This window comes from Paraburkholderia sp. SIMBA_053 (assembly GCF_046534895.1).
GTDB lineage: Bacteria > Pseudomonadota > Gammaproteobacteria > Burkholderiales > Burkholderiaceae > Paraburkholderia > Paraburkholderia caledonica.
This window is the reverse complement of record NZ_JAWRXU010000004.1, coordinates 204,219-223,835: the sequence shown is the minus strand read 5'-3', so window position 1 is coordinate 223,835 and position 19,617 is coordinate 204,219. Positions and strand designations below refer to the sequence as shown.

18 protein-coding genes are annotated in these 19,617 nt (G+C 63.7%); 9 read left to right on the top strand and 9 right to left on the bottom strand.

The window, feature by feature from the left end:
• Positions 1–251: 251 nt before the first annotated feature.
• The 3 genes from SB753_RS16075 (at position 252) to gabD (ending at position 4,083) form a co-directional block, all read left to right on the top strand.
• Positions 252–1,088: a DMT family transporter gene (locus SB753_RS16075; RefSeq protein ID WP_020068219.1), complete on the top strand. Its 837-nt coding sequence runs from the start codon at positions 252–254 to the stop codon at positions 1,086–1,088.
• Between the two features lie 233 nt (positions 1,089–1,321).
• The gene (locus SB753_RS16070) at positions 1,322–2,611 is read left to right on the top strand and encodes a 4-aminobutyrate--2-oxoglutarate transaminase (protein WP_204522994.1); all 1,290 of its coding nucleotides are present in this window, start codon (positions 1,322–1,324) and stop codon (positions 2,609–2,611) included.
• 11 nt (positions 2,612–2,622) lie between these two features.
• Positions 2,623–4,083, top strand: a complete 1,461-nt coding sequence (gene gabD, locus SB753_RS16065) for an NADP-dependent succinate-semialdehyde dehydrogenase (RefSeq protein WP_087753879.1) — start codon at positions 2,623–2,625, stop codon at positions 4,081–4,083.
• A gap of 71 nt (positions 4,084–4,154) precedes the next feature.
• On the opposite strand, the gene SB753_RS16060 is transcribed toward gabD, so the two are convergent.
• Together SB753_RS16060 and SB753_RS16055 are read right to left on the bottom strand one after the other, a co-directional pair.
• A complete protein-coding gene (locus SB753_RS16060) occupies positions 4,155–4,478 on the bottom strand; it encodes a DUF4148 domain-containing protein (RefSeq protein WP_020068216.1) in 324 nt (107 codons plus the stop codon).
• Between the two features lie 113 nt (positions 4,479–4,591).
• Positions 4,592–5,599 carry a GlxA family transcriptional regulator gene (locus tag SB753_RS16055; RefSeq protein WP_131316788.1) on the bottom strand — a complete coding sequence of 336 codons (1,008 nt, stop codon included), beginning with the start codon at positions 5,597–5,599 and terminating at the stop codon, positions 4,592–4,594.
• 366 nt (positions 5,600–5,965) lie between these two features.
• On the opposite strand from SB753_RS16055, the gene SB753_RS16050 reads away from it, so the two are divergent.
• The 6 genes from SB753_RS16050 (at position 5,966) to SB753_RS16025 (ending at position 11,347) form a co-directional block, all read left to right on the top strand.
• Positions 5,966–6,919 (top strand): choline ABC transporter substrate-binding protein, encoded by a 954-nt coding sequence (locus SB753_RS16050; protein WP_408163332.1) that lies wholly within the window; start codon positions 5,966–5,968, stop codon positions 6,917–6,919.
• Positions 6,920–6,965: 46 nt separating this feature from the next.
• A complete protein-coding gene (locus SB753_RS16045) occupies positions 6,966–7,895 on the top strand; it encodes a 3-keto-5-aminohexanoate cleavage protein (protein ID WP_020068213.1) in 930 nt (309 codons plus the stop codon).
• Positions 7,896–7,967: 72 nt separating this feature from the next.
• On the top strand, positions 7,968–8,933 hold the full coding sequence (locus SB753_RS16040) for an L-carnitine dehydrogenase (RefSeq protein WP_410800686.1): 966 nt from the start codon (positions 7,968–7,970) through the stop codon (positions 8,931–8,933).
• Between the two features lie 104 nt (positions 8,934–9,037).
• Positions 9,038–9,547 carry a thioesterase family protein gene (locus SB753_RS16035; RefSeq protein WP_204522997.1) on the top strand — a complete coding sequence of 170 codons (510 nt, stop codon included), beginning with the start codon at positions 9,038–9,040 and terminating at the stop codon, positions 9,545–9,547.
• Positions 9,540–10,487 (top strand): alpha/beta hydrolase, encoded by a 948-nt coding sequence (locus SB753_RS16030; RefSeq protein WP_410800684.1) that lies wholly within the window; start codon positions 9,540–9,542, stop codon positions 10,485–10,487. Before SB753_RS16035 ends, SB753_RS16030 begins: the two co-directional genes overlap by 8 nt.
• 362 nt (positions 10,488–10,849) lie before the next feature.
• Positions 10,850–11,347, top strand: a complete 498-nt coding sequence (locus tag SB753_RS16025) for an acyl-CoA thioesterase (RefSeq protein ID WP_020068209.1) — start codon at positions 10,850–10,852, stop codon at positions 11,345–11,347.
• A gap of 23 nt (positions 11,348–11,370) precedes the next feature.
• On the opposite strand, the gene SB753_RS16020 is transcribed toward SB753_RS16025, so the two are convergent.
• From SB753_RS16020 to SB753_RS15990, 7 genes are all read right to left on the bottom strand, one after another.
• A complete protein-coding gene (locus SB753_RS16020; protein WP_410800682.1) occupies positions 11,371–12,801 on the bottom strand; it encodes an ATP-binding protein in 1,431 nt (476 codons plus the stop codon).
• A gap of 23 nt (positions 12,802–12,824) precedes the next feature.
• Positions 12,825–13,796, bottom strand: a complete 972-nt coding sequence (locus SB753_RS16015; RefSeq protein ID WP_087753986.1) for a response regulator — start codon at positions 13,794–13,796, stop codon at positions 12,825–12,827.
• Positions 13,797–14,084: 288 nt separating this feature from the next.
• Positions 14,085–14,759: an HAD family hydrolase gene (locus SB753_RS16010; RefSeq protein ID WP_020068206.1), complete on the bottom strand. Its 675-nt coding sequence runs from the start codon at positions 14,757–14,759 to the stop codon at positions 14,085–14,087.
• Positions 14,760–14,816: 57 nt separating this feature from the next.
• Positions 14,817–15,485, bottom strand: coding sequence for a DUF2894 domain-containing protein (locus SB753_RS16005; RefSeq protein ID WP_410800680.1), 669 nt, complete (start codon positions 15,483–15,485; stop codon positions 14,817–14,819).
• Positions 15,486–15,537: 52 nt separating this feature from the next.
• Positions 15,538–16,185 carry an OmpA family protein gene (locus SB753_RS16000; RefSeq protein WP_087753987.1) on the bottom strand — a complete coding sequence of 216 codons (648 nt, stop codon included), beginning with the start codon at positions 16,183–16,185 and terminating at the stop codon, positions 15,538–15,540.
• Between the two features lie 5 nt (positions 16,186–16,190).
• On the bottom strand, positions 16,191–18,548 hold the full coding sequence (locus SB753_RS15995) for a DUF802 domain-containing protein (RefSeq protein ID WP_410800678.1): 2,358 nt from the start codon (positions 18,546–18,548) through the stop codon (positions 16,191–16,193).
• A gap of 10 nt (positions 18,549–18,558) precedes the next feature.
• Positions 18,559–19,464: a DUF3348 domain-containing protein gene (locus SB753_RS15990; protein ID WP_410800676.1), complete on the bottom strand. Its 906-nt coding sequence runs from the start codon at positions 19,462–19,464 to the stop codon at positions 18,559–18,561.
• Positions 19,465–19,617 lie beyond the last annotated feature (153 nt).

The window sequence follows — 19,617 nt, the reverse complement described above, 5'->3', positions numbered from 1 at the left end:
GCAATATAGCCTGGCCGAAGGTCGGGATGCGTGACGGTTGCGCAGCCGGGAAATGCTGACATACGCGCGTCATATTAACGTCGCATGGACGTCATCATGACGTCATCCGGATCGCCACAAATCGCCTCCTTTTTCCCCATAAAGCCCCTCCTTTTTGGTCGTCCACTCGTCCCTTTGCGTCTTCTGCTGGAATAATCACGGGCTTGCGGCCGGCAGTCAGGCCAGCCAACCCAGCCCTGTCCTGACCTTCGATGGAAACCCTTGTCGTCTTGCTGGTCCTGCTGTCGGCGCTCCTGCACGCCACGTGGAACGCCTTCCTGCATCTGTCCGAAGACCGTGTGTGGCTGCTCGGCATGATGGCGATTCCGTACATCGCCGTCAGCGCGGTCGGTGTGATCGTCCTGCCGTTGCCGGCGCCCGCCGCGTGGCCGTATATCTTTGCGTCGGTGGTCCTGGAGTTCGGCTATCTGCTGGCGTTGATCCGCGCCTATCGAAGCGGCGACTTCGGGCAGATCTATCCGATTGCGCGCGGTCTGTCGCCGATGCTCGTCTTCGTCGGCGCACTGGTGTTCGCGCATGAATCGCTCAAACCGCTCGCCGCGATAGGCGTCGCGCTGGTGTCGATCGGGATTGTCTCGCTCGCGTTTCGCCGCGGCATGCGCTTCTCCGGCGAGAGCGTGCCGTTCGCGCTGTTGACGGGATTTTTCATCGCGACGTATTCGGTCGTCGACGGAATCGGCGCGCGCGTCGCAGGCAATGGCCTTAGCTACATCATGTGGGTCTATCTGATCTGGAACGTGCCGCAGTTTCTGCTCGCATGGCATTGGCGCGGCGGCGCCAAAGGGCTTTTCATCGGCCGCTCGGTGGTGCTCAAGGGCATGGCGTCCGGCGCGCTCGCGCTCGTCGCGTATTGCCTGATCATCGAGGCGTACCGTTATCTGCCCATTGCGATGGTCTCCGCGCTACGCGAGTTGAGCTCGATCTTCGCGGTGTTGATCGGCTGGCTTTTCATGCGGGAAAAGCTCACTGCGCGGCGCATCGTTGCATGTGCACTGGTGACGTTGGGTGCGGTGCTGATCCGGATTTGATGCTGGCGGCGCGGCCAGCGGCCTTGCGCTGACAAGTTGCCGCTTCGGAACCGCAATTCTCAATCTCGAACTTCGCCTGGCGTGCTCACGCAGGCGCCGCCCTTCTCCTCAGCGCCCCCAATTGGCTCCACCGTTTTCATTTAAATGGCTCTGAAGCTAAGAGCCAAATCTAACTATAGTCGCTCCATGTGCCGCGCGACGCGCGGCGTCCGCCGACACAGAGGAGCCACGCGATGAACCCGAAGAACGCAGAACTGAAGAGCCGCAAGGATGCCGCCACGCCGCGCGGCGTCGGCGTGATGTGCGATTTCTATGCAGAGCGTGCGCAGAACGCGGAACTATGGGATGTGGAGGGTCGCCGCTTCATCGACTTCGCTGCGGGAATCGCAGTGTGCAATACCGGCCATCGTCATCCAAAGATCGTCGCCGCCATTCGCGACCAGCTGGACCGTTTCACGCACACGGCGTATCAGATCGTGCCGTATGCGTCGTATGTGGAACTCGCGGAAAAGCTCAACGAGCGCGCGCCTGGCGATCATCCGAAAAAGACCGCGTTTTTCACGACCGGCGCGGAAGCTGTTGAAAACGCGATCAAGATTGCACGCGCCGCGACCGGCCGTCCGGGCGTCATCGCCTTCACCGGCGGCTTTCACGGCCGCACGCTGATGGGCATGGCGCTGACCGGCAAGGTCGCGCCGTACAAGGCGGGCTTCGGTCCGTTCCCGTCCGACGTATTCCACGCTCCGTTCCCCAATCCGCTGCATGGCGTGAGCACGGCCGATTCGCTGAAGGCGATCGAATTCCTCTTCAAGGCCGACATCGATCCAAAACGGGTGGCCGCGATCATCTTCGAACCGGTTCAGGGTGAAGGCGGGTTCTATCCCGCGCCGGCTGAGTTCGTGCGCGCGCTGCGCAAGCTCTGCAACGAGCACGGCATTCTGCTGATAGCCGATGAAGTGCAAACCGGCTTTGCCCGCACCGGCAAGCTGTTCGCAATGCATCACTACGACGTGGTGCCCGATCTGATGACGGTTGCCAAGAGTCTCGCGGGCGGCATGCCGCTGTCGGGCGTGATTGGCCGCGCCGACGTCATGGATGCGGCGGCGCCCGGCGGGCTCGGCGGCACCTACGCGGGCAACCCGCTGGCGGTGGCCGCCGCGCTTGCGGTACTCGACATCATTGACGAAGAGAAGCTGTGCGAGCGCGCCACGATCCTCGGCGACCGCGTCAAGGCGAAGCTGATCGCGCTGCAAAACGAGGCGCCGCAAATCGCCGACGTTCGCGGCCCCGGCGGCATGGTGGCCGTCGAGTTCTGCAAACCTGGCAGCACGGAACCCGACGCAGAATTCACGAAACGCGTGCAAACACGCGCGCTCGAACGCGGCTTGCTGCTGCTCGTGTGCGGCGTCTATTCGAACGTGGTGCGCTTCCTGTTCCCGCTGACGATCGAGGACACGGTCTTTGACGAAGCGCTGGCGATTCTCGAAGACGTCATCAAGGACAGCGTAGCTGTCGCAGCTTGAGGAAACGCCCAATGACCACGCTCACTCTCAAAGACCCGGCTCTGCTGAAGTCCCACGCCTATCTCGCGGGCGAATGGCAAGGCGCCGACGACGGCTCTACCTTCGAAGTTGTGAATCCCGCAACCGGCGAAGTCGTCGCGACGGTGCCGCGCATGGGCACCGCGGAAACGCGCCGCGCCATCGACGCCGCCAACGCCGCATGGCCCGCATGGCGCGCGAGCACCGCCAAACAGCGCGCGGTGATCCTGCGCAAATGGCATGACCTGATGCTGGAGAACGCCGACGACCTCGCGCTCATTCTCACCACCGAGCAAGGCAAGCCGCTTGCCGAGGCAAAGGGCGAAATCCAGTACGCCGCCTCGTTCCTCGAATGGTTCGCGGAAGAAGGCAAGCGCGTGAACGGCGACACCATTCCGACTCCCGCAAACGACAAGCGCATTGTCGTGACGAAGGAACCCGTCGGCGTTTGCGCGGCCATCACGCCGTGGAATTTCCCGGCCGCCATGATCACGCGCAAAGTCGGTCCGGCGCTCGCAGCGGGCTGCCCGATCATCGTCAAGCCGGCGGAAGCGACGCCGCTTTCCGCGCTCGCGCTCGCCGTGCTGGCCGAACGCGCAGGTGTACCGCGCGGCGTGTTCAACGTGGTGACGGGCGAGCCGAAAGCGATCGGCGCGGAAATGACCGGCAATCCGATCGTGCGCAAGCTGTCGTTTACCGGCTCGACGCCCGTTGGCCGTCTGCTGATGGCGCAGTGTGCGCCAACGGTAAAAAAGGTGTCGCTCGAACTGGGCGGCAACGCGCCGTTCATCGTTTTTGACGACGCGGATCTCGACGCCGCCGTGGCCGGCGCGATTGCATCGAAATATCGGAATAGCGGCCAGACCTGCGTTTGCACGAACCGCTTCTACGTGCACGACAAGGTGTACGACGCGTTCGCCGCGAAGCTGCGCGCCGCCGTCGAGCAACTGACCGTGGGCCGCGGCACCGAGGCAGGTGTCACGCAGGGTCCGCTGATCAATGAGGCGGCGGTGCTCAAGGTGGAGTCGCATATCGAAGACGCGCTCGCCAAAGGCGCGCGCGTCGTGACGGGCGGCAAGCGTCATGCGCTCGGTCACGGCTTCTTCGAGCCGACCATACTCGCGGATGTCACGCCCGACATGAAAGTGGCGCGCGACGAAACCTTCGGTCCGCTTGCGCCGCTGTTCCGGTTTTCATCCGACGAGGAAGTCATCGCGCTTGCGAACGACACCGAGTTCGGCCTCGCGTCGTATTTCTATAGCCGAGACATCGGACGCGTCTGGCGTGTCGCCGAAGCGTTGGAGTACGGCATGGTCGGCATAAATACGGGACTTATCTCGAACGAAGTCGCGCCGTTCGGCGGCGTCAAGCAGTCGGGCTTGGGGCGCGAAGGCTCGCACTATGGCATCGATGACTACGTGGTCATCAAGTACATGTGCGTGGGTGGAATCTAAACGCAAAAACGGCACGCAAAAGCGTGCCGTTTTTTTTTTCGCGCGGCGAGAGGCGCCGCGCCGCTGTTCCGTTACTGCCCGACGTAGACCGGAGCCGAATACGAGCTCGACGTCACTTCAGCGCGGTTGCCTGCTTGCGACGAGCCGTTCGTTGCCGAACCGTAGCCGCTCGTTTGAGCCGCACGGTTCTGTGCGGCGACGCGCGCTTCGGCAGCCTGGATATTTGCCGGGTAATCGTAGTCGTTCGACGTTGCCGGGTTATATCCCGCCTTCTCCAGCTGGATCAGTTCGGCGCGCACCTGAGCACGGGTAACCGGCTGGTTCGATTGCGCGAAAGCGGCGAGCGGTGCAGAGATAAGAGCGGCGATAACAGCAGCTTCGATCAGGGATTTCATGATTACTACCTCCAGAGATTGTTTTGTGCTGAGCTGAAGGCGGTTTGTCTTCAGCAGATGGACACAGTTTAGGAGGCTAGGAACCTAGGGTAAACCCCATATCATAGAATTCACTATTGTCGTATTTGTGATAATTCGGCAGCGTGCGCGCTGATTAGCGCGTTCTTCGACACGAGACCGCCAGTCACCTGACGGTCGCTGCGCGGGCTTGCGCCGAATCGCGCGCGATAGGTCCGCGAGAAGTGCGACGGTGATTCAAACCCGCAAGCGACGCAAATCGACGTAATGGACATGTCGGTCTGCTGCAGCAACTCACGCGCGCGAGCAAGGCGCAACTGCAGATAGAAATGCGTCGGCGTGTCCTTCAGCGACGCGCAGAACAGCCGTTCGAGCTGCCGGCGCGTCACGCCGATCTCCTGGGCGAGCCGGTCGGGCGTCAACGGCTCTTCCATGTGCTGCTCCATCACGCCGATCACCTGAATCAGCTTGCGGTTGTGCACGCCGTAGCGTGCTGCGATCTCCATGCGTTGATGGTCGGAGCGCTGACGGATGCGGCTCACCACGAACTGCTCGGACACCGCCGAAGCCAGCGCCGCGCCGTGCTTGCGGCCGATCAGGTCGAGCGTCATGTCGATCGACGCGGTGCCGCCTGCGCATGTAATGCGCCTCGCGCCGATTTCGAAGAGTTCCTGACTGGCATTCAGCGACGGATAGCGCTCGCGAAACGCCGACAACGCCTCCCAATGCACGGTCACGTTGTCCTCGCCGCCGAGCAGCCCCGCTTCCGCGAGAACGAAGCTGCCCGTGTCTATCCCGCCGAGCGTCGCGCCGGCCCGGTCCAGGCGCCTGAGCCACTCGGCCAGTTCGCGCGTGTAGCAGGCGAGCGGCTCGAAGCCCGCCACCACGAACAGCAGCCGCGCATCGTTCACTTCGGCGATTGCCGCGTCGGCGTTAATCGAAATGCCGTTGCTGGCCGCGACCGGTGTGCCGTCGAGGCTCACGATGCGCCAGCGGTAGAGCTCGCCGCGAAAGCGATTGGCAACGCGCAACGGCTCGACCGCCGACATGAAGCCGATCGCCGAAAAACCAGGCAGCAGCAGGAACGATATCTCTTCAGGCATTGCGCGGGACCCGGTCAGATGCGAAGACGACGGTGCGAGACGAAAGCGGCAAGCGCAAGCCGCCCCGCGGTTCCGGGCGAGCGTAGCAAGCGCGTCGCGGGCGGGCAAGGCGTGCCAAAAATCTCCCAGCCAATTGCTGCGTTGCAACCGCACGGCAACGTCGGCGCATGCTGGTTTTCCCTTGTTGTCGCGTGGAAGCAAGAACGGGTCGCTGACGGTCGCTTTGGCGGCAATATGGGGCATTAACGTTAGGGCATCGAGGCAGGCGATTTCGTGAGATGGCAGCCGTGCCTTGCAGCCTCACCGGTAAGCGGTCCATTCGACAACGCGCGGTTAAACGCGCACAAGCGTCAATAGGGGAACGTCATGGAATTACGCATCAAAACGCGGCTGGCCCGGCTTGCGTACCTCGCCGCCGCCGTTACCGCGCTGCCTGCGTTTGCGCAGGACCCGGCCACCTGCCGCGCCGTGCATTTCGCGGACATCGGCTGGACCGACATCACGTCGACAACTGCACTCGCGTCCACCGTTTTCGAGGGGCTCGGTTATCAACCGGTCACCACCGTCGCTTCCGTGCCGATTTCGTTCGCGGGCCTGAAGAGCAAGCAGCTCGATGTGTCGCTCGGCTACTGGTGGCCGGTGCAGGAGAAAGCCATCGCGCCGTTCGTCGAATCGAAATCGATCCAGGTGTTGCAGCCACCCAATCTGACGGGCGCAAAGGCGACCTTCGCGGTGCCCGCCTATGCGTATGACGCGGGCCTCAAAACATTCGCGGACATCGCCAAACATCGCGATCAGCTCGACGGCAAGATCTACGGCATCGAACCCGGCAGCAGCGCGAATGCTGCGATCCAGAAAATGATCGCGACCAACCAGTTCGGTCTCGGCGGATTCAAGCTGATCGAATCGAGCGAAGCGGGCATGCTCGTTTCCGTGGACCGCGCGATCCGCGACAAGAAATGGGTGGTGTTTCTCGGCTGGGAACCGCATCCGATGAACATTCAGATCGACATGAAATACCTGTCCGGCAGCGAGGGCGTATTCGGTCCGAACGACGGCGAAGCGCGCGTTTATACGCTGACGTCGCCCGATTATCTGACGCGTTGCCCGAACGCCGGCAAGCTCGTGAGCAACCTGCGCTTCTCCACGCAACTGGAGAACCTGGTCATGCAATCGGTGATGAACAAGCAAAAGCCCTCGGATGCCGCGAAGGCGTATCTGAAGAAAAACCCGCAAGTACTCGACGCATGGCTTGCTGGCGTCAAGACCTACGACGGCAAGGACGGTTTGCCCGCGGTCAAGGCCTACCTCGGGCTATGAGTCGGCGCGCGAGTCGTGACACTTTCATTTACAGGACCTGGTAAGCATGAACCATGAAGTCATCGTGACCTGCGCGGTCACCGGCGCGGGCGACACAGTCGGCAAGCATCCCGCCATCCCTGTCACGCCCAGGCAGATCGCCGAGGCCGCGATCGAAGCGGCGAAAGCGGGCGCCACCGTCGCCCATTGCCATGTGCGCGATCCGAAAACCGGACGCGGCAGCCGCGATCCGCAGTTGTATCGCGAGGTAGTCGACCGGATTCGCTCGTCGGGCACGGACGTCATCATCAATCTGACTGCGGGCATGGGCGGCGACCTCGAAATCGGTCCCGGCGAAGACCCGATGCGCTTTGGCGCGAACACGGATCTGGTCGGCGGCCTGACGCGCCTCGCGCACGTCGAAGAATTGCTGCCGGAAATCTGCACGCTCGATTGCGGCACGCTCAATTTCGGCGATGGCGACTACATCTACGTTTCGACGCCCGCGCAACTGCGTGCCGGAGCAGCGCGCATTCAGGAACTCGGCGTGAAGCCAGAACTGGAAATTTTCGACACCGGCCATTTGTGGTTCGCAAAACAATTGCTGAAGGAAGGCCTGCTCGACGCGCCGCCGCTGTTTCAACTTTGCCTCGGCATTCCGTGGGGCGCGCCCGCGGACACCACGACGATGAAAGCCATGGCCGACAACCTCCCGCCTGGCGCGCAATGGGCGGGTTTCGGCATCGGCCGCATGCAGATGCCGATGGTCGCGCAGGCGATGTTGCTCGGCGGCCATGTCCGAGTCGGCCTCGAAGACAACATCTGGCTCGATAAGGGTGTGCCCGCAACGAACGGCACGCTCGTGCAGCGCGCGGTGGAAATCATCGAACGCCTGGGCGGACGTGCGCTGACACCCGCCGAAGGACGACGCAAGCTCGGCCTGCCCGCGCGCGGAGAACGGCAACTCGAACGACGCGTGGCCGGTGAATACGTTTGAGCGTGCGGCGTTGCATGCTCACGAATGGCTAGGGCATCGAAGAACTCACAGGCAAACAAGGAAACGTCAGCAATGGCAGTGATCGTCGATATCAAAACATTTGCCGCGATCGGCGCGGGCGTGATCGGCAGCGGCTGGGTGGCGCGCGCGCTCGCGCACGGGCTCGATGTGATCGCGTGGGACCCCGCACCGGGCGCGGAAAAGCAACTGCGCGAGAACGTCGCCAATGCGTGGCCCGCGCTAGAACGCGTCGGCCTCGCCGAGGGCGCGTCGCAGTCGAGACTGCGCGTCGTCGATACGATCGAAGCGTGTGTCGCGAACGCGGACTTCATTCAGGAAAGCGCGCCCGAGCGCGAAGAACTGAAGCTCGCGTTGCACGAGCAGATCAGCCGCGCCGCGAAGCCGGACGCGATCATCGCTTCGTCCACTTCGGGGCTATTGCCGAGCGACTTCTACGCGCGGGCTGTGAATCCGGAACGCTGCATCGTCGGGCATCCGTTCAATCCGGTGTATCTGCTGCCGCTCGTCGAGGTGCTCGGCGGGGAGCGCACAGCGCCAGAAACCATCGACGCCGCGCTGCACATTTACCGCTCGCTTTCAATGCGCCCGCTGCGGGTTCGCAAGGAAGTGCCAGGCTTTATCGCGGACCGGCTGCTCGAAGCGCTGTGGCGCGAGGCCCTGCATCTCGTCAACGAAGGCGTGGCGACCACCGGCGAAATCGACGACGCCATCCGCTTCGGTGCCGGCATCCGCTGGTCGTTCATGGGCACGTTCCTTACTTACACCCTTGCAGGCGGCGATGCAGGCATGCGCCACTTCATGCAGCAGTTCGGTCCCGCGCTGGATCTGCCGTGGACTAAACTGATAGCGCCGAAACTGACCGGCGAACTGATCGACCGCGTCGTGGACGGCACCGCCGAACAGGTCGGCCCGCGCTCCATCAAGCAGTTGGAGCGTTATCGCGACGACTGCATCACGAGTGTGCTGGCCGCAATCGGCGAAGCCAAGGCGCGGCACGGACTGACGCCGGCGGATTGACGCGAGCCTCGCAATGCGCGGCACCGCACCGTGCCGCGCCGCTTCCGCCATGTACGCCGCAAAGCGCGAAGCAGGCGACGAACCAGACAAGGAGACTCCGCAACATGCTGCAAACCGCTGCCCTGCCCTGCTATCGCGACACGGTGCGCGCGGATTGGGTCGATTACAACGGCCATTTACGCGACGCGTTCTACATGCTGATCTTCAGCTTCGCGACCGACCAGCTGATCGACCAGATTGGTTTGCCGGACGCGGTGCGCAAGGAGCGTGGCCGCTCGATCTACACACTCGAAGCGCACATCAACTATTTGCACGAAATCAAGGAAGGCACGCGCGTGCGGGTCGATATGCGCGTGCTCGGGTGCGACGCCAAGCGGCTGCAACTCTACCTGGAGATGTTCGCCGACGGCAGCGACACGCCGGTCGCGGCGGGTGAGCAGATGCTGTTGCACGTCGACACGAGCGGGCCGCGCTCGGTCGCGTTCGATGCCGACGTGGCCGCTCGCGTGCAGGAATTGGCCGACGCTCATGCCGCGTTGCCGCCCGCGACCTACGCGGGCCGCATGATCGGCTTGCCCGCCGCCGCACAACGTAGCCGGAGCCAACATGCTTGAGCCGCAGATGGCTGAATTTATCGCGCGAGCCGCCGCGGTCTATCCAGGGCATAGCACCTCGTTGACGCCGCGCGAGCAGCGCGAAATCTACGACCGCTACGCGGCTGCGCTCACTCCGCCTTTGCCGGCAGAAGTCGTCACCGAAGACGCGCAATTCCTGTCCGCGGCAGGCCATTCGAATGCGCTAAGGCTGTATCGCAACGGTGCGAATGCGGGCGCGATGCCGCGCGGCACTGTGCTGTATTTCCACGGTGGCGGCTTCGTGCTTGGATCGCTCGACAGTCATCAGGTCATCACGGCGCGCCTTGCCGCGGATACCGGCCTCAATGTAATCGCCGTCGATTACCGGCTCGCGCCCGAACACCGCGCACCGTCCGCGCATGACGACTGCATGGAGGTCACGCTCGCGGCGCTGGAACGGCGGCTGCCCTTCGATTTGCCTGACGGCGCCACGCTGCAACTCGCGGGAGATAGCGCCGGCGCCACGCTCGCTGCCAGCGTGGCGATGCGTTTGCGCGACGAGGGCATCGAAGGAATAAGCGGTCTCGCGCTGATTTATCCGATGCTCGGCACCGACCCGCAGCCGCCCTCACGCGATACCGAAGCGCAAGCGCCCATGCTCACGCTCACCGACGTCCACGCGTTTCGCGACATGTATTGGGGCGAAACGGCGCCATACCCCAAGTGGACCATCCCGCTCGACGCCACGCGTTATGACGGACTTCCGCCCACGCTTGCGATAGGCGCCGAACACGATCCGCTCAGAGACGACGCGCGTGTGTTCACCGAACGCATTCAGGCTGCAGGCGGAGAAGCGCACCTGTGGATCGGCACAGGACTCGTACATGGATGCTGGCGCGCTATCGAATCGAGCCCGGGCGTGCAGGCGATGCATGGCGAAGTCTGCCGCTTTCTGTCCGCTAATGCCCACGCGGTGTGAACGGCAATCGCCGCGTCATTTATGCGCTTTCGATAAACGCCGTTTGTCAATCGGTCATTAAACCTGAAACGCGCTGCATAGCGGGTTTCCTTCCCGCTCATACCCATTGCCGCATTCGGCGTCGCAGTTCCATTTGTTCTGTTGGCTGACCCACTGAATAAAAGAATCGCTGCATCAACACTGTCGTCGGACTGATGGTCCGTTCACCAGGGCCCCGTCGTGCGAGCCGCGCACGAATTGCGGGCTCTTGTTGCGCGCGAATAGCCATATCAGCCATTTCCCCAAGAGAATGGGATGTGCCCGCCGTGCTGGCCGGCATGTGTGGCTGCCACAAGCAGCCGTTCCTGTAAAAGGAAAATCGTATGTTGATGCGAGAAGCTATCCCTCACGCTTTGAATCGTGGCAATGCTCATCTTTCGGACAGCCCGCTGGTAATGGATTCGCCGAAAACCTTTGTCCATTCTTTCGACATCTATCTAAAAGATTCGAATGCGTTCATGAACACGTATTTCGCCCGCTATTTCGAGTGGCAAGGCGTTTGCCGCGAGCGGTGGTTCCACGAGTGCATTCACGACAACCTGCTCGGCTCGGACGGCATGTTCGTGACCAAGCGGGCGCACCAGGAATACGTGCATGAAACCTTTCCGTTCCAGCGGGTCGATTGCTACCTGAACACGGTGCAAGTGAGGCAGTGCTCGGCGTACTTGCTGTTCCGCTTTTGCGTCGATGGACGCAAGGTGTCGCAAGGCTATCAGCAGATTCTGTATGCCGGGCGCGACCGGAAGATCCGCCGCTTTCCGGATGGAATCGTCGACCGTGTGAAGGAGTATGAGTTGCCGTTGTCGGCGCTGACGGAATAAGCCACAGCGCTCAAACCGAAGTCTCAACGCCGGCGCGCTTCGCGTACCGGCGGCCTGGACAATGCCCTGTCCGCTGCCGAGCCCGGCAGCGGCAGACGCACGATAAAAGTGGTGTGCGCACCGCGCACCGACGTGCATTCGATACTGCCGCCCAGCAGCTCCGTCGCGCGGCGGCAGAACGCGAGTCCCATGCCCGCGCCGCTGCCGTGCCGCTTGGTCGAGAAGAATGCGTCGAAGATGTGCGGCAGAACGTCCGGCGCAATGCCTGGTCCCGTGTCGCGGAATTGCAGCATGCAGAAATCCTGGTCTTCCAGCGCGCTGATCGTGATCTGGCCTTCGCCTTTCACATGAATCGCATGCAATGCGTTTTTCAGCAGATTGAACAACACGAAGACCACCACCGTATCGGAGCCGGAAAAGCGCAGCATCGGATCGATCGGCAAGATCGTGATGCGCTCGCGTTCGTCGGCGCGAAACGGGTAGCGTTCCAGCGCGGAGTCCACGCACTGCCGTACCGGATGGGCGCTGAAACGGCTGCGGTCGAGCCGGTCGAGCGTGTACGAAGCCAGCGCCATTTCGACCATCGCGCTCGTGCCGGACACCTCGCGTCTGATCGCCGTGGCAAGCTGGCTGATGCGCTCGGACTGGCCGGAGTGTTCTTCATCGTCATACAGGCCGTGCGCGACGGCGAGGCGATAGCCTTTGAAAACATGACTCCAGACGCTCGCGATCTCGTCGGCGTGCATGCCGATCGTGGCCAGCGGGGTGGCGATCTCGTGCGCGATGGTAGCTGCAAGCGCATACGGGTGAATCAGGTGGTAGCGGACAATCGTGATGGCAAGCAGCCCCAGACTCAGCGCGATGAACAACACGCCAGGCGGATAGAACGGATAGCCATAGTTGACCGCATAGTCCACGGCGGCAAACGAGTAGAGACCAAGCGCCGCGAGACACAGGTCCAGACGCCGGCGCGCCTGCCCGCCTGCATTTTTTCGCGCGCCAAGCAGAAGATGGCCGCTGCGCGCGGCAAGCAGCACCGTCTGCACGACATGCAGCGGATGCAGCGGCCCGGCAATCGGATAGTAGCCAAAGAAATAATGCTGATAGCCGGCAACGACTTCATTGCCTGGCAGCAACACCGCGAGCACGAAACACAGACCATACGACGCCAGCAGCAGCGGCCGCTCCCGGCGCCGCGCCGCAACTTCTGTCACGAAGTGATAGAAAGTGGTCGGCAGAAAGAGAATGAACAGATAGCCGACGCGAACCAGCAAGCCGGCGACTTCCGTATCTTTGGTCTGGAACAGCAGCGTCCATGTGCCCTGCCATGCGAAAGTCGCCGCGCACATCAGGAGGAAAGGCACCGAGAGCCGCGTCACCCCTTGCGTGATGACCACGTAGAGGCCGAACACGACGAACATGGCCGACACGAAGGCAGTGGGGATGGCGTACATGTTGCTCGACGTGCCGGCAGACGTTAGCGTGCCCGGTCGCTCCGCCACTGCGCGAACGTGAGCGGCCTGACGCCGGCCTGGACCACTTCGGGCGTCTCGATCGGGCTCCAGCAGTAAAACGCGTCGCCCCAGCCGGGAATGGGTTGCGGCTTGAGCATTCTGAATTCGACGCCCGAGCGGTAGGCGAGATGCGGCCAGAAAAGCGGCATGACTTCGCGCACCGCCATCTGTTTCAGCAACTCGGCCGGGCCGCTTTCGTCTGCGACGATTTCGCCCTGAGATATCCAGTCGTGCTCGGCCCACGCGACGAAGACACTGCCCCTTCCCTCGCGATCGAACATGAGAATCGCATTCTGCTCGGGCCGCCAGTAATACTCGACGATGCCTTTGTCCTTCACCACTTCGTCCAGCACCTTGCGCGTGCGCGGGTCGCAATACGTCATGCCGTTCTCGCCCAACGCGAGCCAGCCCATTTCGGAGCAGTGACGGCTCTTCGCGTCTTTGAGGAAGTGGACGAGCCGGTTTGCCGAATCGGCGTCGGTCTTGCGCAGATATAAATCGACAATGCCGGCGTTGAATGCTTTCACTGCGACAGTTTCGTCCGCGACGCCTGTGAGCAGAATCTTCGCGCAATGCAGGTTGGATATGGAGGACAGAAACTCGACACCGCTCACGCCCGGCATGTCGTAGTCCACTACGACGGCTGCCACTTCGGAGAAACGTGTTGCGCGCGCGAGCACATCTCGCTGCGGCGATGACTCGACGAAGCGATCAAAACCGGTCTCGCTCAAACAGGCTGAAGCCGGCGCGAATTCCAGCGAGTTCTCACGCGCATGCTGGCGTATGAACGCAAGCCCCGCCTGCGGACGCGAGAAGAACAGATTGGTGGAAACGTCCGGAAAAAAGCGGCGCAGGGCGTCGAGGTAGTTGTCGTTGTCGTCGACGAAAACAACCGTTGTCGGATAGGAGACGGGTGGTCGAATAAACTTGTTCATGTTTTTAGCGTGGTTCGTCGGGCCGCCGCAGAGCGTTACCGTGACAGGCTCGCCGGCCACCGCATGAGCTCAAGGAACATACCGGCGCGCCGCCATATGCGTACACGCCGGTCAACTATTGCAGGTTGCAGGGCCGGCCCCGTTTCACCATATAGTACAGGGCTCTTGGCGCGAACAGTACAAAGTTACGCGTGGCGCCGGCAGCCTATGCGCGTTGAATCAACCGGATGAGCATGGGTGGAACGAGCCACCGCGGCCGCGTTGACTGCGGCCGCGCGATGCTCGTGATCAGGGCCGCGAAGCGACTTCGTCGAGATGGTCGAGTAGCGCCGCGGGGTCGTCGTAGACGCGCAGCGCGCCGGAACGCTCCAACTCTTCAGTGCCGTAGCCGCCCGACAGCAACCCGACACCGAGCGCGCGGCAGCGCCGCGCCGCGAGCATGTCCCAGATGCTGTCGCCTACTACGACCGAGTGTTCGATCTCAACGCCAAGGCGTTCGGCCGCCGCGAGGAAAAGGTCGGGGTCGGGCTTCGCATATTTGACGTCGTCGCGCGTCACGACGACCGCTTTTGCCGGATCGACGCCGAGCGCTTCGAGATTCACCGCAGCGGTTTCCATGCGCCCGCTGGTCGCCACCGCCCAGGGCGTGCCCGCTTGCGTCAAGGCATCGAGCAGTTCGCGCGCACCCGGCAGCGGACATACTTGCGCGCGCAGGTTTTGATAGGCAGCCGCGTGCGCATGACGAAGACGCTCGCTGCGCTCGGCGCTGATCTCTCCGTGGGTCTCACGCAGAAGCTGATTGGTGAAGAGTCCCCCGCTCATGCCGATCTTTCGATGAATCCGCCAGACCGACAGGGGAATGCCTTCGCTGTCGAGCGCTTCTTTCCACGCCAGCACGTGCTGATAAACACTGTCGACGAGCGTGCCGTCGAGATCGAATAAAAATGACGTCTGGATTCGCATGGTGGGCTCCTTTCGATGGCTACCCCACCAATATGCCACGGCACACGCCGTCCGGCATCAGCGGGACTTGCTGCGAGTGCCTTTGGCGGACGCCCCGGCGCGCGGCGCATCCTTGCTGGCCGGGACGCCGCCGCTCAATTGCTCCATCCAGGACAGCGCGTCGACATACGACAAAAACTGTTTCAGATAGCCCGGCGACAACTCGCGCATGAGCGACAGCGAACGGTGCACGAGGCTGCTCGAATTGAGCGGACCGGCATTGCCGGGCGCCGGCTGCAGCGACTGCCGCAACTGCTTTTCAGTGCGGACCTTGGCCCAGGTTTCCCTGAAATAGTCGAGCGCGGGAAGCTCCGGGTAGGGGGCCCGTTCGCCTTCAGGGCGCCGCGGCTCGTCTTGCATGTAGCCGACGAGTTCGGCAAGCGTGCCGCGTGCATGTCCATCCGGAGACGACGCATGACCGGCGGTGGCCGCCGCCTGGTCGACTTTGCGCGCATAGGTTTCTAGCAGCGCGGCAAGCTCCTCGTCGAGCACTTGGCGCGCAGCGCCGGTGTGCGCGGCGGCACGTCGTTCGAACGCGTCGATGAAAGCGAAACGCAGCGGATCAAGGCGGTCGGCGCCGCGCTCGCGCCACGCGTCGAGGGTGGCGCGCGGGGTTTGCACGGCGGAATTCGTCGGCGCGGTCCCGGGTGGGTGGTTTGCCTCGGCCGCGTGCACCGTTTCACCCATGCATCCGGCCTGCGGCACACCCGGCGTCGGCCTTGCGTCGACGTTCGCGCTGTCACTCATGGGGCTTGCCTGCCGCAGCCGACGGCCTCGGAACCGGCGCTATTTCCACGCGACGGTTGCGCGCCCGTCCTGGTTCGTCGGCATTCGAGCTAACGGGTTGTCCGGAGCCGAACGCCGCCGCGAAAACCGACGACGCCGGCACGCCCGCATCGATCAGCGCGCGGGTCACTGTCAGCGCGCGCTGCGCCGACAATTCCCAGTTGTCCGCGAAACGGCGGTTGCCTTCGCGCAGCCGCTGGTCGTCGGTAAAGCCGCTCACCATCAGGATCTGGTCGTTCGCGCCCAGATACGCGGACAACGGCCCGGCGAGGCTCTTCAACAGATCGCGCCCTTGCGGCTGCAACTGGTCGGAGTTCAGCGCAAACAGCACGTTGCCGCTGATGCCGATACGTCCGTTCACCAGCGTCACGCGGCCCGCCGCGAGCGGCCCCGCCAGCGCCTGCTCGAGCGTCTTGCGGCGCTGCGTTTCAAGCTGACGCTGCTTGACCTCCTGGTCGAGCTTGTTCGACAGTTCGAGCTGCACGCCGATGACAGCCACCAGAATCAGCATGAACGCGCCGAGCAGCACCGACATCAGATCGCCGAACGCCGCCCAGATCGGCGTGCCCTGCTCCACGCCGCCGTCGATGTCCTCGCTCATCCCGCTCATGCTGCCTCGGCTCCATCGGCGGCGCGCTGGGCAGCGAGCAGCTGCAGATCTTCGACGATCTGCTTTTGCGACATCACGCTAAGATCGACCACCTCGCGTGCTTGTGCGACGTAATATGCAAGCTGCTCGTCGCTGCGAGCGAGCGACTTGTCGAGCGCAGCCTCGATTCTCTCCAGATGCGCGACAAGCTTGTCGTTCGATTCGCCGAAACGCTGAACGGCCGAGCCAAACGCTTCGCCCAAGCTCGCCACTTCGACGGCGCCGCCGGTGATCTGCGCGGCAATTGCGCCGATTCTGTCCGCCTCGGTTTCGACCTTGTCGGCGAACCTGGTCCCGACGCGCTCGAGAAGATCCGCTGACGTCGCGACGAGCGCATCCACCGCCGTGCGCTGCTCCGTCGATGCATGGTTGACAGCATCGAGCAGCGTTTCGAGCGTTTCCATCAAGCGGCTGCGCTCCTGCAACATGGCGGTGTCGCGCACCATGCTGTCCGAGAGCTTCTGACGCAGTTCCGCGACCACTTCGGCGGCGGCCTTCGGTGCCTCCGACGCTGCCTGCACGAGCCGCGATATTTCGGCGATGGTCTCGCTCGCGTGTGCCTGCGTTTGCGCAGCGATATCGCTCGCGGTCCGCGCGAGCGTGTCGCATATCTCCTGCTGACGGCTCGCCGTGCGCTCGCCGGCCTGCTGCCACTCCTTGCCAAGCGTGGCCGCCATTGAATCGAGCTTGGAGGTCCACGCCGTCAACCGCTCTTCATTACGCTCGCCTGCCTGCTGCCACTCCTTGCCGAGCATGGCCGCCATCGAATCGAGCTTCGAGGTCCACGCCGTCAACCGCTCTTCGCTGCGCTCGCTCGCCTGCTCCCATTCCTTGCCGAGGCTGGCCGCCATCGAATCGAGTTTCGAGGTCCACGCCGTGAGCCGCTCTTCATTACGCTCGCCTGCCTGCTGCCACTCCTTACCGAGATTGGCCGCCATCGAGGCCAGCGTCGCCGTCCACGCCGCGAGCCGCGCTTCGTCTTGAGAAGCCAGTTCAGTCCGCAGATCCGCATGCGACTGCCCAACGGTCCGCACCAACGACGCCGAACGCTCTTCGAAGCTCGCCGCCGCGGCAGCGAGCGCCTGCTCGTGCCGCACTGCAAGCGTCTCGCCGGCCTGCTCCTGACGCGAAAGCGCTTCCTTCCACGCTTGCGAGACGTTGCCCGCCGCGGCTTCCAGCCGCGCGGACACGCCGTCGACCAGACCGGCCGAGCGCTCGTCGAAAGTCTGTGTGAAGCGCTCAAGCGACGCGCGGAACTGCTGCGTCATGTCCTCGTTCGAACGCTGCTGGCCCGCAAGCGCCTTGCTCCAGATGTCGGCGACCGTCGCAGCGGCTGATTCGAACCCGCGCGACAGGCCATCCAGTTGCTGCTGAACCGCCTGACCCACGCTCGCGTGCAACGCCGCGGACTCGCGCGCGAGGCCGGCCATCGTTGCCTGCATGACGGGCTCCAGCGCCTCGCCGGCCGCGCGCGTGCTGTCCGCGATACTTCGCTTCAGCGACTGCTCGACCGACGCCGCGAGCCGCGTATAGGCGACCTGTGCATTGCTGTGGAATGCCTCCTGACTCGCAAGCTGGCGCTCGTTGAAAGCGAGGCTGTGCTGCTCCATCGCCGCCATCATGGTTTGCAGGCGATCGACGAGCGTCGGCATCAATTCAGCCTGCGTTTGCAAGAGCCGGAAGCTTTCGTCGCGCTGATGAGCCTGCGAGTAGATGCGCAAGCTCGTCGCGATCTTGACGTCGAGACGTTGCGCCGCTTCGAGCCGCTCGCGGCGGCAGAGCGCCGACAACAGGCCGAGCATCGCCGAGCTGGCGACGCCCGCGATCGACGTGCCGAATGCGAAGCCGAGCCCCTTGACCGGCGCGGCAAGCGAAGCGCGGATCGCTGCGAGGTCGGTCGCGCTTTCGAGCGCCATGCCCGTGCCTCGCAGCGTCACGACCATGCCCAGCAGTGTGCCGAGCATGCCGAGCAGCACCAGCAAGCCAACCAGATAAGGCGTCAATGCAGGGCCCGGCAACGCAACGCGCTCGCCTTCAATACGCAGCCGCGCCGCGTTGCGCAGACCTGGATGCAGCAGTTCGAGCCACGCACCTAGCTGCGGCGGCGGCTCGGATAAACCGGCCACGGCACGCGCGAGCGTCCCAGTGGCCTGGCTATAGCGACGCAATTCGAGCGCGCCCGCCAGATAGCAGGCGCCGATCAGTAACGTGACGGCCAGCGCCAGCCAGTTCGAACCGACATAGCCGATAGCGATGCCGCACACCGCGGCGAGACCTGCCGCGAACACAACGAATTCAATACGAAATCTGGACATAGTGTCCCAGTTAGCGAGTACGAAGGGCGGCGAGCAGCCCTTCGACCGGTTGTAAACGAACATCCAGCTCAGCAAGCAACACGCTCTGCATGTCCTTGCGGAAAACGTCGAGCCACGCATTGGGCGCGACCGCTTGGGCGGGCGTCGGCGCGGCGTCAAGAGCGGGCGCTTGCGGCTGGGGCTGAGCCTGGGCGTGGACCTTCGGCTCAACGCTGCCCTCAGCGGCACTGCCGGCCGCGGCTGCGGCAGCGGCGTTGCCTGCTGCCGTGCTTGCGGCGCGGCTCGCTGCACTCTCCGCTTGCGTACCGTCGTCCAGTGCCGGCGCCGGCTCCTGGTCTTGCGCCTGCTGCGCGGCCTCGCGAAGCCGCTCGAAGTGCCCGGCGAGCAGCACGGGCACGCTCGCCAGCAAATTCCGCTCACGCTCGCCGAGCGCGCGCTCCATCACGGCGTCCAGCAGCGCAAGGCGGCCCATTGCGGGGGTTTTCGCGGCGAGCAGCGCCCGCAGCCGGCCGCGCAAATTGCCGACACCCGTTTCCATCGACTGCTGCATGGCCTGGTAGCGTTGGCGAAACAACGCGTAGTCCGCCGGCACGGCCTGTGACTCGACGTACCCGGCACCGCGGCGCCTCGCGGCGGCAAAGGCGCTGTCGCCCGTAATGGTCTTGACTAGCGACGCACGCACGCGCGCGCATTCCGCCTCCTCCGCGCTGCCGAACACTCGCGCGGTCGCAGGCACCGAGGGCGGCGCGCCAGTAAGCGCCGAAGACAGCGCAATCGCGTCCGTCCAGCCGAGCCACTGGCTCAGCCTGTCGGACAGCGATTGCCGGGGTTCGGGGACGTCGGCATCGGCGAAACGCGCCAGCAGGCGGATGAGCGCCGGGCCGCTGGGAGCTGTGCGCTGAAGGGCTTGCAACATACCACCGGATGCAAAAAAGTCAGCAGTTTACACGCTGACGCGGACGACGGCTTCCGTCCCCAGAAGATCGGTCCGCAACAGGGACATTTCGCGGCCTCGCATATTGCGTGCGGTAAAGCTGCGCGGCTGGCCCGCGGCCCCCGTGGTCACGCG